11 protein-coding genes are annotated in these 15,417 nt (G+C 48.2%); 6 read left to right on the forward strand and 5 right to left on the reverse strand.

Annotated features, from left to right (window positions below; translation table 11 throughout):
- Positions 1–130: 130 nt before the first annotated feature.
- On the forward strand, positions 131–3,523 hold the full coding sequence (locus AB4111_RS21495; protein WP_442033155.1) for a GH36-type glycosyl hydrolase domain-containing protein: 3,393 nt from the start codon (positions 131–133) through the stop codon (positions 3,521–3,523).
- A 79-nt stretch (positions 3,524–3,602) separates the two neighbouring features.
- Here AB4111_RS21495 and AB4111_RS21500 read toward each other — a convergent pair whose 3' ends face one another.
- Complete coding sequence (locus tag AB4111_RS21500) at positions 3,603–4,799, reverse strand: methyltransferase domain-containing protein (protein WP_442033156.1); 1,197 nt, start codon at positions 4,797–4,799, stop codon at positions 3,603–3,605.
- Positions 4,800–5,069: 270 nt separating this feature from the next.
- On the opposite strand from AB4111_RS21500, the gene AB4111_RS21505 reads away from it, so the two are divergent.
- Positions 5,070–5,570, forward strand: a complete 501-nt coding sequence (locus AB4111_RS21505; protein WP_442033157.1) for a GNAT family N-acetyltransferase — start codon at positions 5,070–5,072, stop codon at positions 5,568–5,570.
- 27 nt (positions 5,571–5,597) lie between these two features.
- Positions 5,598–6,386 (forward strand): SDR family oxidoreductase, encoded by a 789-nt coding sequence (locus AB4111_RS21510; RefSeq protein ID WP_442033158.1) that lies wholly within the window; start codon positions 5,598–5,600, stop codon positions 6,384–6,386.
- Between the two features lie 116 nt (positions 6,387–6,502).
- On the opposite strand, the gene AB4111_RS21515 is transcribed toward AB4111_RS21510, so the two are convergent.
- Positions 6,503–7,051, reverse strand: coding sequence for a GNAT family N-acetyltransferase (locus tag AB4111_RS21515; protein WP_253441402.1), 549 nt, complete (start codon positions 7,049–7,051; stop codon positions 6,503–6,505).
- 47 nt (positions 7,052–7,098) lie between these two features.
- Positions 7,099–7,398, reverse strand: coding sequence for a DUF2164 domain-containing protein (locus tag AB4111_RS21520; RefSeq protein ID WP_440391277.1), 300 nt, complete (start codon positions 7,396–7,398; stop codon positions 7,099–7,101).
- A gap of 152 nt (positions 7,399–7,550) precedes the next feature.
- Between AB4111_RS21520 and AB4111_RS21525 the strand changes: the two genes are divergently transcribed.
- Positions 7,551–9,284, forward strand: coding sequence for a glutamine--tRNA ligase/YqeY domain fusion protein (locus AB4111_RS21525; RefSeq protein ID WP_442033295.1), 1,734 nt, complete (start codon positions 7,551–7,553; stop codon positions 9,282–9,284).
- 663 nt (positions 9,285–9,947) lie between these two features.
- Here AB4111_RS21525 and AB4111_RS21530 read toward each other — a convergent pair.
- Entirely contained in the window at positions 9,948–11,141 is a 1,194-nt protein-coding gene (locus tag AB4111_RS21530) for an MFS transporter (RefSeq protein WP_442033159.1), read from the reverse strand.
- A 162-nt stretch (positions 11,142–11,303) separates the two neighbouring features.
- Between AB4111_RS21530 and mobA the strand changes: the two genes are divergently transcribed.
- Positions 11,304–11,933 carry a molybdenum cofactor guanylyltransferase gene (gene mobA / locus AB4111_RS21535; protein ID WP_442033160.1) on the forward strand — a complete coding sequence of 210 codons (630 nt, stop codon included), beginning with the start codon at positions 11,304–11,306 and terminating at the stop codon, positions 11,931–11,933.
- Here the strand turns inward: mobA and AB4111_RS21540 are convergent.
- On the reverse strand, positions 11,903–12,874 hold the full coding sequence (locus tag AB4111_RS21540; protein WP_442033161.1) for an AraC family transcriptional regulator: 972 nt from the start codon (positions 12,872–12,874) through the stop codon (positions 11,903–11,905). The two genes, mobA and AB4111_RS21540, sit on opposite strands and share 31 nt — an antisense overlap.
- Before the next feature lie 248 nt (positions 12,875–13,122).
- On the opposite strand from AB4111_RS21540, the gene AB4111_RS21545 reads away from it, so the two are divergent.
- A complete protein-coding gene (locus AB4111_RS21545) occupies positions 13,123–15,126 on the forward strand; it encodes a beta-galactosidase (protein WP_442033162.1) in 2,004 nt (667 codons plus the stop codon).
- The last annotated feature ends 291 nt before the right edge of the window (positions 15,127–15,417 follow it).

Here is a 15,417-nt window from a genome sequence, read left to right on the forward strand (position 1 = left end):
GCTGAAGTGAAAGTTCAATGATGGGGTTATCGTCCGGACGGGCTGTAAAAGGCCGGTTTGAAGAGGCCCCTATTCTTTTTCAGATTTATCGAAACGTTTCGATTCTATACTAATTCAAGGAGTGAACCCTATGACAACGATGATTAATGAACCGATCCGGTTGAATGCCGGGGAGTTATCCTTTACCTTTTTGAACAGTGGCGACCTATACCAGGCGACATCCGGTACAACAATGTTGAACCAGTTGCTCAGCAACCAGATTGATGGATCTCTGAACAACCTCTACCTGCGTGTACACGAAGGAGAGAACATCAGCTCGTTCCCGCTGCTCGGTGTACGTTCGAATAGCAAAGTGATTACAAGCAAAGCACAGTCCAGCAACCAGTTGATCTGGGAGGGCACAGTCCAGCCGGAAGGCAGTGAACAGGGCATTGGCTATCAGGTCGTATTTACGGCAACACCACAAGGTGTCTGGTTCTGGGATGTGAAGCTCACAGGACAACAACAAAACGTAGACGTCGTATATGGACAGGATGTAGGTCTTGCTGATCCAGGTGCGGTGCGCAGCAATGAAGCTTATCTGTCACAATACATTGATCATACGGTGTTTGAAGATGAAGCAAAAGGTTATGTGGTGTGTTCCCGTCAAAACCAGCCTCAGGGCGGTGCATTTCCGTATATGCAACAAGGTTCCCTGACGAAAGCAATCGGTTATTCCACAGATGGATTCCAATTCTTCGGTCTGTCGTACAAGGAAACGAATCAACCAGAGAGCTTGAATCGCCCAACACTGGCGAATGAGACGTATCAGTATGAATTTGCCTATACCGCTTTGCAATCGGAACTGCTGAATCTGAACGGAGAGGCTCAGGTGGTCTTCTATGGACTGGCGAAGCCTAATCATGCCGAAGGAATCTCTGCTCTGGAATTCGGAGATGAAGTTACAGCAGCTTGGAATGAAGTACAGGCTCTGACTGTGGAAAATGGCGACACGTTGGAACAGGTGAAACTGTCCTCCTTCCTGGGTGAACCTCTGGTTACGCTTGATCTGACGCAAGATGAGATTCATGCTCTGTTCCCTGATCGTCATCAGGAAGAGCACAGCGGTGAGGAACTGTTATCTTTCTTCACAGGCAGCTACGAACACATCGTTCTGAAAGCAAAAGAATTGCTTGTAGAGCGTCCGCACGGTCACATTCTGATGAGTGGTGGCAACGTGCAACTTGGGGCACAGGTTATTACAACGACATCGTATATGTACGGTATTTTCAACTCACAGCTCGTTATTGGTAACACCAATTTTAATAAAATGATCAGTAATGCCCGCAATGCCTTGAACGTGCCGAAGACGGCTGGACAACGCATCTATGTGGAAATGGACGGACAATATCGTCTGCTGACAATGCCATCCCTGTTCGAGATTGGCTTCAACTATGCACGCTGGATCTACAAAACCGAATCCGACACGATCATCGTGACCAATTACACAGGTGCACATACGACGGAAGTGAGCATGAACGTACGCTCCACAAGTGGTACGGCATACCGTTACCTGGTAACGAACCAAATTACGATGAATGTCAATGAATACGAGTATCCGCTGCATATGACGCAGGATGGCGATACATTGATCTTCAAGGCTGATCCACAAGCGATTAGCGCAGGAACGTATCCAGACCTTCAATACCGCATGTCGGTAGACGGCGCAGCTGTAAATGTAGGGGACGAAACGCTGCTGGCAAGTGGTATCCGCAGTGGTTCCGCATCGCTGGTTACACTTAGTCTGGAAGCGAGTACTGAATGGACGCTGAAGGTACAAGGGGTATTGGAAGGCCAAGCGGATAGCGGCGCGGCGGCAGTTTCAAGTCTGACGTTTGAAGAGGAAGTGCGGGCATATCGCGAGTTCTTCGCAGGTGTGATGAACGGGTTCCGTTTGTCCCGTGGAGAAGGTCAGAGTGCAGAGGATCTGTTCAAAGTAAATGCGTTGGCTTGGTGGTACACCCACAACATGCTGGTTCACTACTCCGTACCTCACGGTTTGGAGCAGTACGGCGGCGCGGCATGGGGTACACGTGATGTGTGCCAAGGTCCGGTTGAATACTTTATGGCAACGCAAAAATATGAGCAAGTTCGCGATATCATCAAAATGGTCTATACCCACCAATATGAAGATGATGGCAACTGGCCGCAATGGTTCATGTTTGATAAATATTTTGCCATTCAACAGGAAGAGAGCCATGGTGACATCATCGTATGGCCGCTGAAAGTTCTGGCGGATTACCTGACAGCGACTCGTGATTATGCAATCCTGGATGAAAAAGTACCTTATACCGTTAAACATAGCTTCGGCTTCACGGAAGAGACGGCAACTGTACTGGATCACGCGAAAAAAGAGATCGAATATATCCGTTCGCACTTCCTGCACGATACGTTCCTGTCTTCCTACGGAGATGGAGACTGGGATGATACGCTCCAACCAGCCAATGCACAGCTGAAGCAATACATGGTGAGCAGTTGGACGGTGGCATTGACGTATCAGTCCGTGAATGTGCTCTCGCAAGCGCTGAAATTCAAGGATGCAGACTTTGCGAAGGAGCTTGACGTACTCGCACAAGGCATTCGTGAGGACTTTAACCGTTACATGCTGGGCACAGATGTGATTCCAGGCTTTGTGTACATGGAAGAAGCCGACCAAGCGAAGCTGATGCTTCATCCAACGGACACAGAGACAGGCATTCAATATCGCCTGTTGCCAATGACGCGCAGCATGATCGGTGAATTGCTGAATGCGGAGCAAGCAGAATCACATTACGCATTGATCCGTGAACAGTTCCTGTGCCCGGATGGCGTACGTCTGATGAATCGTCCGGCTCAATATGCTGGCGGTGTAAGCACACACTTCAAACGTGCAGAGCAAGCATCCAACTTCGGACGTGAGATTGGTTTGCAATATGTACACGCCCATATCCGTTACGTGGAAGCGATGGCGAAGCTCGGCAAGACAGATCAGGTGTGGAATGGCCTTGCGATGATCAACCCGGTTGGCATCGGAGAGGTTGTGCCTAACGCGGAGATTCGTCAAGCGAACTCGTACTTCAGTAGTTCCGACGGCAAGTTCAATACGCGTTACGAGGCACAGGAGCATTTTGACCAGCTTCGTAAAGGGACTGTACAAGTGAAAGGGGGATGGAGAATCTACTCCAGCGGCCCTGGAATCTACATGAACCAGCTGATCTCCAATGCGCTTGGCATTCGTCAAGAGGGCGGCGATCTGGTCATTGACCCGGTATTGCCAGCTGAGCTGAACGGCATGCAATTCGAATTCGAGTATGCAGGTGAGCCAGTGACGTTTATCTATCACTTGAACGAAGGTGCTGTGAGCCGTGTAGCGGTGAACGGTAAGGACATTCGCACCGAGCGTACAGCGAACCGTTACCGTCAGGGCGGGGTCTGCATCTCACTTGATGAGTTCAGACAGGCACGCAGTGCAACTGAGCGCACGGTTGTTGATATTTATATGTAATTTCATAGCATGATGTACACCAAGGTCATCCTCCTTTATTCAAGGCGGGATGGCCTTTTTGGCATATACTCATGATTGCTCACCGCAGCGGAACCGCCAGCAACGTATGTAACAGCTCATTATGCCGCACATGTTTTGTGACGTAGCCCTGTTGTTCCAGCCAGCGGCATAGCTCACCCAGCAGAGGGAAGTGACGGTCACGCAAGGCGCGCAGCTGTTCCTCGTGTCCTGTCGTTTCAGCCTGCCGAATATATTTTTCACGGTGAGTAGCATCAACAAACATCAGATCCGTTAGACCGATACGTCCGCGCGAGGTTAATACCCGCTGCATCTCCTGTAAGGCCAGTAGTTGCTGATCTGGACTCAGATGATGGAAGGCGAAGCTGGATACGACAAAGTCGAAGGAATGATCGGTAAAAGGCAGCGCCAGGAAATTACCGAGCTTCACATGCATGTCAGGATATTTGGTACGGCATCTGCGCAGCATCTCCCGGGACTGATCAATTGCGGTCATGTCTGCGCCGTGCTGTAGCAGTTTCCCAGCCAAATTACCCGTACCTGTACCAATATCGAGTCCTTTCTCACCAAGGGCGGGAGAGATCCAATGAGTTGTCTGTTCGAGTGCTTCATCATAGTTGTGATACAGATAAAAGGAAGACTGTGCCGTATCAGTGGAATCGCTCGGCGTGGAATGATCTGCATGTTGGTGTGGATGTGAAACTTCATGCTCATCACTTATAGGCTCGGTGTTGTCCGAATGATGCCTGCCCTCTGAATGGGGTTGTCCAGAACGGGCACTTCCCACCGCCTGCACTCGCTGATCATGGATGGCTGCCTGTGTGTCATAATTCCACCGATCATGCCAGTTCTGCCGCGCTTCACGCAGGCGACGCGCACTGTCCGCAAGATCGTGCAGATGGCTGACATCCAGCGGACCGTCCTGACGATTCAGTTCAATCATGCGCTGGGTTGTATCCATCATACGTTTGAGTTCAATCCACTGGGCATACATGACGGCCTGTTGCAGCTCCAGATATTCTTCCAGCCGCTGCTGGTTCCCTTGATCGATCTCTCCGAGCGCGTGTGTAATATCCTGTAGCGACATGCCAATCTCACGCAGCGCAGCAATGGTCTGAAGCCGCCAGATATCATTTTCTGTGTATGTGCGATACCCGTTAGTGGTCTGTTTGGCGGGTAGAATTAATCCTTTTTCCTCATAAAAGCGAATAGCTCTCGCCGATATACCAAGTCTGCTTGCCGCCTCCTTGATGTTCATGATGCATCCCTCCTTATCGAAACAGTATAAACCATGACGTTACGGCAAGGTTAAGTGTTTATTTCATTTTTTTGAATGGTAAAGATCGAATTTCGTTCATCATGGAGAGGAATTTTAGTCAAAGCTGAGGCTATGCTACAATATATAGAGCGAATATATGTAAACAGTGAAGCAAACGAACAACGTATTCCTACGTTTCTTACCTTTATTAACTTCCCCGACGTTGTAACGTACAGCGTTGTCGACTATAGCACGAAAGGTTGAATCATTATGCTTACCAGCCATACATTTACGATTCGTCCATCCGAGATTAAAGATGCAGCCCAGCTAATGGAATTGGACACCCTGGTATGGGACAAATACACCTCTCCTGCACCGATGCATTGGCGTTCCAGGCAGCAATATCTGCAGCATTGCCCGCCAGGCAGTCAATTGATTGCGGTGCAGGGAGAGCGGGTATGTGGTTATGTGGGCTTTCAGCCAGCCACAGGAATGCCGGTCAATCGTCATGTCTACGAGATTCATATTGCAGTTCATCCTCATGATCGGCGTTGTGGCATTGCTACAGCTTTGATGGATGCTATCAAGCAGCATGCGGCCCAACAAGGCGTTCGTAAGCTCAGGCTGCGCGTACTCTCCAGCAATCCGGGAGCGATTACGTTTTATACCCAGTGTGGATTTGTGACGGAAGGCAGGCTGGTATCCGAGTTTTATATCGGCGGTAAGTATGTGGACGATATTCTAATGGGTTATTTTATCCAGACCAAATAGAAATGTAGCAGAGGAGGAGGAACAACGATGGACATGGGACTTCAAGGTAAAAAAGCACTGGTGCTGGCTTCTAGCCGCGGGCTGGGCAAAGCGGTAGCCGCTCAATTGGCAGCAGAAGGTGCTGACGTCATGCTTGCCAGCCGGAGCGAAGAAAAGCTCGCAGCAGTGAAGCAGGAGCTTCTGGCGCTTGGTGGTGGTGGACGTGTGGAATATTGTGCAACCGATGTGACACGTAAGGAAGATATTGAGACTCTGATTCACAAGACAGCAGAACTGTTCGGGCAGATTGATATTCTTGTGAACAATTCGGGTGGCCCACCATCGGGTTCATTTGAGTCACTGACGGATGAAGATTGGGAGCGTGCATTTGAATTAAATGTACTCAGTTATGTAAGGCTGATTCGCGGTGCTCTTCCTTATATGAAAGAAAGCGGAGGACACATTGTGAATATCGCTTCAACTTCAGTGAAGCAGCCCATTCCAGGTCTGGTTCTGTCCAACACGTTCCGTACCGGCGTTTTTGGATTGGCGAAGACGTTATCCCAAGAACTGGCTCCATACGGAATTTTGATCAACACGGTGGCGCCAGGACGTATTGCCACAGACCGCATTCGTGAGCTGGATGCTGCACGGGCAGAGCAGAGCGGAGTCAGTGAGGACGAAGTCTCGGAACAGTTCCGCAAGGAGATTCCACTCGGCCGTTATGGTCAACCAGAGGAGTTCGCCAAAGCGGTAGTGTTCCTGTTATCCGGGGCCAATACGTACATTACCGGAACCTCATTGATCGTGGATGGTGGCATGGTCCGAGCCCTCTAAAAGTTCATGGATACAATAAATAAAAACCCTCTGTCACCACATTCCGTGGAGATAGAGGGTATTCTTGTTGATCCGATATGTTGGGGAGATCACTCCCGAATCATTATGTAGGCGAATTAACGCAAAAGTTCCCATTCATGCTGAAGCATGCCGTATACTGCATGGTTCACGTATCCTTTAGGCAGCTTCTCTGCCTGACGAATGACACCCTCGAGAACGAATCCGAGTCTTTCAGGGATGGCGCGACTTCGTTTGTTGTTTGTTGCCGAGCGAATCTCGACGCGATTCAGATCCAGTGTGACCAGTGCATAATCAACCAGAACGCGACAAGCGCTTGTCATCAAGCCCTGACCCTCAAAACCTTTGCCAAGCCAATATCCGATGCTTACCGAGCGGTTGGTCCAGTTAATCTCGTGGAATCCGATGATACCGGCAAGATCACCTTTTAACCACACGCCAGCAGTAAATCCACCATTTTCGGCACCTTGTTTTAACGCATTGGTAATGAAGTTCGAGGTGTGTTCCACTTCTGTCACATGATCTACCCATGGTAACCAATGTCTCAGTTGATCCCGTGAACGATCCGTGAGTTCGAACAGCGGTTTGGTGTGTTCCATGGCCAGTGGCCGAAGTTCGGTATATTCATCCAATGAATAGGTAAACATGAATGCAACCTTCTTTCTTTATATAGTATAGGTTTAGTTGTAGTGAATTAACGGGAAGTCTTGGGTAACTTTTGCTCCAGTGCAAACAGGTCTTCTTCCATCGATGCCATGCGTTGATTGACCGTTGTGCGGGCGTCACGGAGTGCCTGATTATATATGTAGGGAGCGAGCTGTGTCATGAACAGGTCGAGGACACCCCAAGCGGCCAGATCACCCAGTTCTTCGCCACGTTCCTCTTCGAAATACGACTGGATGGTGCGAATGGCTTCATCCTGCTGTTCTTTGGTCAGTTTAAGCGAATTTGATGGAATGGGAAACCCTCCCTTTAATTTTGTTTTTACTATCATGCTACATGATTCGAGCGAACCCGTCAAAATGGTTTTGGGCCTATTTATACACGGCTGTACCTGACTTCGGTTCCTTCTTTATTGAACTCCTCCCCCGTTAAAGGTATATTTAAATGAAACGCGTTGCAATTACTGAAAGTTCCAATCAATTCATGAAAGGTTTGATACCTGTGGACAATCGTACAACCCCACCTAACTTTATCAAAAATATTATTACCGAAGATCTCCGGTCAGGGAAAGTCCAGGAAGTTATTACCCGTTTTCCTCCGGAACCGAACGGTTATCTGCATATCGGCCATGCCAAGGCGATCTGGATTAACTTTACGCTGGGCGGCGAATTTGGCGGCAAAACGAATCTGCGCTTTGATGACACGAATCCGGTCAAGGAAGATGTAGAGTACGTTCAATCGATTCAGGAAGATGTGAAATGGCTCGGATACGAATGGAACGAGAAACGTTTTGCCTCGGATTATTTTGATGAGATGTACAACCGTGCGGTCTTGTTAATTAAAAAAGGTAAAGCCTATATCGACGACCAAAGCGCCGACGAAATTCGTCAAATGCGCGGAACGCTGACGGAGCCGGGCAAGAACAGCCCGTACCGTGATCGTTCGGTGGAAGAGAATCTCGACCTGTTCACACGTATGCGTGCAGGCGAATTCAAGAACGGAGAGAAAGTGCTGCGTGCCAAGATCGATATGTCTGCACCGAATATCAACCTGCGTGATCCGGTGATTTACCGAATTTCACATGCACATCATCATAACACGGGCGACAAATGGTGCATCTATCCGATGTACGCTTTCGCTCACCCGCTCGAAGATGCCATTGAAGGTGTAACGCACTCCCTCTGTTCCCTGGAGTTCGAGGATCAACGTCCATTCTACGATTGGGTTATTGCCGAGTGTGAGATGGAGAACAAACCGCATCAATATGAATTTGGTCGCCTGAATCTGTCCCAGATGGTAACAAGCAAGCGGAAGCTGAAACTGCTCGTAGATGAAGGACATGTGGATGGATGGGATGATCCACGTATGCCAACAATTTCGGGTCTGCGCCGCCGGGGTTATACACCGGAAGCTATTCGTGATTTTGTATATGAGACAGGCATTTCCAAAAATTATGGAGTTATCGACCTGCAAACGCTGGAGCATTTTGTCCGTGAAGACCTGAAACTGAAAGCTCCACGCACGATGGCTGTCCTGCACCCGCTCAAAGTGGTTATTACCAACTACCCTGAAGGGCAAGTGGAATGGCTTGAAGCAGAGAACAATGTGGAGAACCCGGAGATGGGTAATCGCCAAATTCCGTTCTCTCGTGAGATTTATATTGAACAAGACGATTTCATGGAAAATCCACCGAACAAATACTTCCGTTTGTTCCCTGGCAACGAAGTTCGTCTGAAACATGCATACTTTATCAAATGTAACGATGTGATCAAAGATGCAGAAGGCAATGTGACTGAGATTCATTGTACGTATGATGTGGAGACGAAGAGCGGCAGTGGCTTCACTGGCCGTAAAGTTAAAGGTACGATTCACTGGGTAGAAGCGACTCAAGCGGTACCTGCTGAATTCCGTCTGTATGAGCCTTTGATTCTGGATGAAGCACCGGAAACAGAGGTCGAAGCGGCCGTAGCTGGGGCTGAAGCTGAGGTTGTGGAAGAGCAACCGGAGAAAACGTTCCTGGATCAACTCAACCCGAACTCCCTTGAGGTTGTTCACGGGTATGTGGAGCAAGAGATGAAGGAAGCGAACGCTCAGGATAAATTCCAATTCTTCCGTCATGGTTACTTCAGTGTAGATCCGAAACATTCCGAGCCAGGACGTCCGGTATTTAACCGGGTCGTATCCCTGAAAAGCTCATTCCAACTGCCGAAGGCATAAGACTGATGAATGAACTTAAGGTCTGTTCATAGGAGTGCTGGCAAGCAGCTAATTAATTAGTAAAAGTAAGGGCATCCTTCGTCATGATCATGGCGAAGGGTGCCCTTTATTGTTTTTCTGGATATAGCCAGGTCCAGTTTTAGACGTAGTAATACAATTTCGCATGAACATGAACATGAACATGAGCTGAAGCATACATGTGCGCATGTGGTAAAAATCTAACGAACCGAGGGCACGCTATTTAAGTGTATTTCGGCATTCCAGCAACGTAACGAGTCGTAGACACCGTATTTCCTCTCTTGGCCTGTCTTTTTGGGGTTTTTAACTTCTTTTATGCAAAATAAAGTGGCTGAGGTTCCTTAGCTTTAGCATATCGTGAAATTGCTGCAAATAAGGCGTCTAAGGTTCGTTAGGAGCAACAAACCTTAGACGCCTTCTCTTTACTGCACCTATTCTTAATCTTTTGTTTGAATGTTTGAACATTAATTTACACGATAACGGAGAGGACAGAAATAACCTGAAGAAGCGGAGCAGTCGCCTTTATCACCGGATTTTACCCTTGAAAAAAGGGAATCAAAAAAATCCGGGGATAACAGCGATCGGAAGGGTATTCTGTCATCGTAGTGCTCCAGTGGAAATCTTTCAACTTTTTCTAACAAAAGATTATCTGTCCTCATCCATATTGCCCATCTCCGTCAATACAACCGGCTGATAGCCGTTACGGCGGTTAGACAACCACATGATGCCAAATCCGACAGCGCCAATGAGTGAGAAGAATACCCCGATACTATACATGACTTCCGCACCGAAGCTCTGGAACAGCCAACCGCCGAACAGACCCGCAATCACGCCGGAGAGACCGCCCCAGGCCATCGTATACACCGCTTGACCGGAGGAACGATAGGGTCTTGGAATGAACAGCATGGTCAATTGTGTGCCTACATAGAAGTACCCACCGAACGTAATGGAGTGCATCAACTGAATGAATACAATCTCCAGCGGGTTGTTAGCCAGTGCCATGAGCTGCCAGCGCAGTGCAAACAGCAGACTGATCAGAATGAGAGATGCCAGGAGCATGCTCATTTTGCGTTTGAGCAAACGGTCGAGCAGCAGGAATACGCCGACTTCGAGAATGGATGAGGTGAAGATGGCCCAGCCGACCATCTGTTTGTCGCCACCCATTTCTACAATATATAGTGACATAAATGTACTGTTCATTGCATTAGGCACCGATACGAGTACACCCAGGCCGATAAATGCCATGAAATACGGATTGAACATGACTTTGCCAAACCGCCGAAAAGTAACCACGGGTGTATCCGAAGCAATAGGCTGTCTGGGTAGAAATACGGATAATACAAAGGCGGTGGCAATCATGCACGCAAAGATAATGGATACACTGCCGATACCAAAACGGTCAATGAGCGGTCCAGCTGCGACGGCAGTCAGTGCCCAACCGAGTGAACCCCAGAGCCGGAATGATCCAAACTTCTGGGTTGTGCCATCGATATATCCGAGAATCAGGCTATTGGTTTGAGCAAATAATGGACTTTGAAAAAAATAAAAGAAGATCATGGCTACATAGATCCATGTATAACTGGGCGCATAGAATACACCTTGGGCGAGCACGAATGTGCCTCCCATCATGATCATCAGAATGATGCGAATATTGCGGGATTTATCGCTCCAGAAACCCCAGAACGGGTTGGCGAACAAGGATACAAAGGGTCCAATCGCCATCAGACTGCCAATCTCCAGTTTGGTCATGCCAATCTCTTGCAGATATAGCTGCAGGAATCCGGCAAAGATGGAGATGGCGCCATATATGAAAAAGTTATATAGTTTCAGAGAAACCAATGAGGGATTGCCTCTTGAAGGTACAGGTCTGTCCAATTAAGCCATTCCTTTCAAATGCATATTGTTCAATGTATCATTTGTTGAAAGGGGATTCAATCTATAGAAAAAGTTGATCCATTGATATAACAAGCACACATCGTTACCAGGAGGGAGCAAGCCATCATGAACACAAGGGAATGGACAGGCATCATATTGGCAGGAGGTTTATCCAGCCGCATGGGAACCAACAAGGCCATGCTGGAACTAAACGGTTCCCTTGTACTACAACATGTCACGAAGGCCATGAGACCCGCAGTATCCCGTATCATCGTGGCTGCTGGACCCCATGTGACAACCTACGGTGCAATGGGCTACGAATGCGTTCAGGATCACTATCCGGGGAAGGGGCCACTCGCTGGTCTTCACGCGGCGTTGGAAACTTCCGATACAGACTGGAATCTCGTATGCGCTTGCGACATGCCGCTCCTGCAAACGTCTTTTTTCGATGGGATAAAAAGGCTGGTCGAATTGCATAACTCATATTCTGCTGTCGTTCCACGCGTGGATGGACATGTCCACCCTCTTGCAGGGGCTTACCACAAGCGAGTGCTCCCTGATCTGAAGCAGCGTCTGAACCAGGATCATCTTCGAGTCATGCGATGGCTTGAAGAGATCGGTTGCCACTATGTCGAAGTAGAAGAGCTCGAGAGCGCAGGTGCGCATCAAGTAGCGATGCAAATGAGTAATATGAACACTCCGGAAGAGTATGAGCGTATACGCAATCAAGATTCCGGACTTGATTCAGATCTATAGGATACAGGATCACCTGATTCATCGGCATGATGATTGCGATATTGAAGCGGGCTTTGGCCTGTCCAACGTTTGAATTGTCTGCTGAAATGGGACAGGTGGGTGTAGCCAAGCTTCCATGCAATTTCACCGAGCGACAGCTCTGGCTGCTCGATCAGTACCTTGGCCTCCTGCAACTTCAAGCTGGAAAGGTAAGCCCTGGGTGATCGCCCGTACACCTTGCGAAAGACCTGTAGACCATATCCCGGGCTGATGCCAAACGAGGATATAATCTGCTCTACTTTGACCGTGGATACACTGCTTTCCTTGGTTCGAAGCTGGGCATGGAATGCCTGCTTGATTGCTTCCGCTATAGCTCCCGCATAATGCATGGCTGTTGGAGCTGGTGCATGTGAAGCAGAAACGGAAGTTGTGGACTCCGGTTCATTGTCAGCGGCTTGGGACAACAGGGCGAACAGTTCAAACATGCGGGCCTGCATGATCATTTTGTCCGTGGACGTGTAGGCTTCGGATACGTTAATCATGCCCATCCAACTCTCCAGCACAACGCGCATCTTCCGATTAACGGCCGTACCTGCTGCGTAGATTTGGCTATGCTGTGACATCAGCTTCAGGGTGAAGACCGGATCATCCACATTAAAGTGAGCGCTAAAATAAGTCATGCCTTCCGTCGATACACATTGATTCGTATGTTTGAACCCGGGAGGAATGAGAAGAATGGAACCTTCCTCCACGGTATAAGTATAACCATGAATCACACTCTCCTGAGTACCTTGGATGATCAACATAATCTCAAAACCCGGATGTGATTCCTCCGGCATCGCCCATCCATGGGGTACTTGTTGGCTGTGCGCACCATAGAATTTGATGTTGGAGTCGATAATAGGCAGCCAGTGGGCCAGCGTATGGTGAGGCATTTCTCGGAGCTGTGATCGAATATCCATAACATTCACCTCGGAAAAGGGTAAAAACAACTCGCCTTATACAATCGGCACCCTTAGTATACTTCATTATAATCAGTTTAACGCGAGCATGGATCATCCATGGAACACATCAGCGTTTGAAGAGGTTACTGAACAATCCAAGTTCTTCAACCGATAATAATGTAAACGCTACCATTACGGATTGGAATATGTCAACTCTTGCACACGTCAAGATCATTATATTTTCCACTTAAAAAGGAGCTTAAATCATGGACAAATTATTATATGGCGTAGCTTACTATGATGAATATATGCCTTACGAAAGATTGGACAAGGACATTCAGATGATGAAGGATGCAGGGATCAACGTGGTCCGCATTGCAGAATCAACCTGGAGTACCCATGAACCACAAAATGGCGTATTTGACTTCTCTTCCGTAGACCGTGTGCTGGATGCCATGCATGAAGCGGGAATTCAGGTCATCGTTGGCACACCAACGTATGCTGTTCCAACGTGGATGGTCAAGGAACATCCGGACGTGCTGGCTACTACCTCACAGGGACCTGGCAAATATGGTGCAAGACAGATCATGGATATTACACATCCAACCTATCTATTTTATGCCGAGCGGATCATCCGCAAGCTGATCTCTCGGGTAAGCACACATCCAGCTGTCATCGGTTATCAGACAGATAACGAGACGAAACATTACAATACCGCCGGAGATAATGTACAATTGCAATTCGTCAAATATATGCGGAACAAGTTCAGCTCCCTGGATGAGCTTAACAAGGAATTTGGCCTCGATTACTGGAGCAATCGGATCAATAGCTGGGAGGACTTCCCGTCCGTGGTAGGAACGATTAATGGCAGTCTGGGCGCTGAATTTGCCAAATTCCAACGACAGCTGGTAACCAACTTTTTGGCTTGGCAAGTGGGGATCGTGAATGAATACAAACAGGAAGGACAGTTTGTTACCCAGAATTTTGACTTTGACTGGCGTGGATATTCCTACGGCATTCAAGGAGATGTGGACCACTTCGCCGCATCGAAACCTTTTGACATCACCAGTGTGGACATCTACCATCCTTCCCAGGATGATCTGACAGGCATTGAGATTTCATTCGGCGGGGATGTGGCACGTTCGACCAAACAATCGAATTATCTTGTACTGGAGACCGAAGCACAAGCGTTCTGGCATTGGGTTCCTTATCCCGGACAACTGCGGTTGCAAGCATTCAGTCATCTGGCATCCGGAGCGAATATGGTCGCCTACTGGCACTGGCATTCGTTGCATAATTCGTTCGAGACGTACTGGAAAGGATTGCTCAGTCATGACTTTGAACCGAATCCGGTGTACAACGAAGCGAAGACCATTGGCAGGGATTTTGCCCGTCTCAGTCCAAAACTCGTTAATCTGAAGAAAAAGAATCGGGTGGCTGTGCTGTTCAGCAATGAGGCCCTGACATCAATCAAGTGGTTTGGGTTTAACTTCACCAGTGACAAGAATTACAATGACGTGGTGCGCTGGATGTACGATGAATTGTATAAAATGAATATTGGCTGTGACCTCATCGACCCGTCTGTTGAGAGTTATGCGGAATATGATGTGCTCGTTGTACCTGCTCTGTATGCTGCGTCGGATGCGTTGCTGGAAAAATTGAATCAATTCGTAGAGGATGGCGGACATATCGTCTACTCGTTCAAGAGCGGATTCGCAAATGAGCATATCAAGGTACGCTCTACCCGCCAACCAGGCTTGATCAGTGAGGCATGCGGGATCAGCTATAACCTTTTTGTAGAGCCGAAGCATGTGTCGCTACGCGACGATCCGTTCGGGGTTGGTGAGGAGCAGAACCAGGTTCACACCTGGATGGAGCTGATTACACCGACAACGGCTGAAGTACTCGCTTGGTATGATCATCCACATTGGGGCGAATATGCGGCAATTACCCAGAATGCCTATGGAAAAGGCAAAGCAACCTATGTCGGCTGTTATACCAGTTCTGCGGTGATCCGTAAGGTGTTGGAACGTGTGATGAAGGAAGCGGGCGTATGGGGTACTGATCAAGAGCTGGCTTTTCCGATCATAGTGAAGACCGGTGTGAACGATCAGGGGAACACGATTCGCTACTATTTCAATTATGCAGATGAGGCAACATCCTTCGTGAATGCTTATGGAGAAGGGACTGAACTTCTGGCCGGAACCCCTATTGCTGCGGGAGAGAAGATCGAACTGGAACCATGGTGCGTACGGATTATCGAACAATAATAGGAAATAATAAATATAGGTATATAAGTTGAATTTAACATGTACACGTTAACGGAGAGGGCAGAAATAACCTGAGGAAGCGGAGCGTTCGCCTTTATCACCGGATTTTCCCCTTAGAAAGGGAATCAAAAAAATCCGGTGATAACAGCGATCAGAAGGTTGTTCTGAACACGTAGTGATCTCGTGTAACCATTCATTTTATTGTATAACGTGGATATTTAACATTTCCAAACGAATATCAAGACCAAAGCGCCCTCGGCTTCCATGCTGGGGCGTTTGTCTATTTTAGCT

The organism is Paenibacillus sp. 2KB_22, from assembly GCF_052115745.1.
GTDB lineage: Bacteria > Bacillota > Bacilli > Paenibacillales > Paenibacillaceae > Paenibacillus.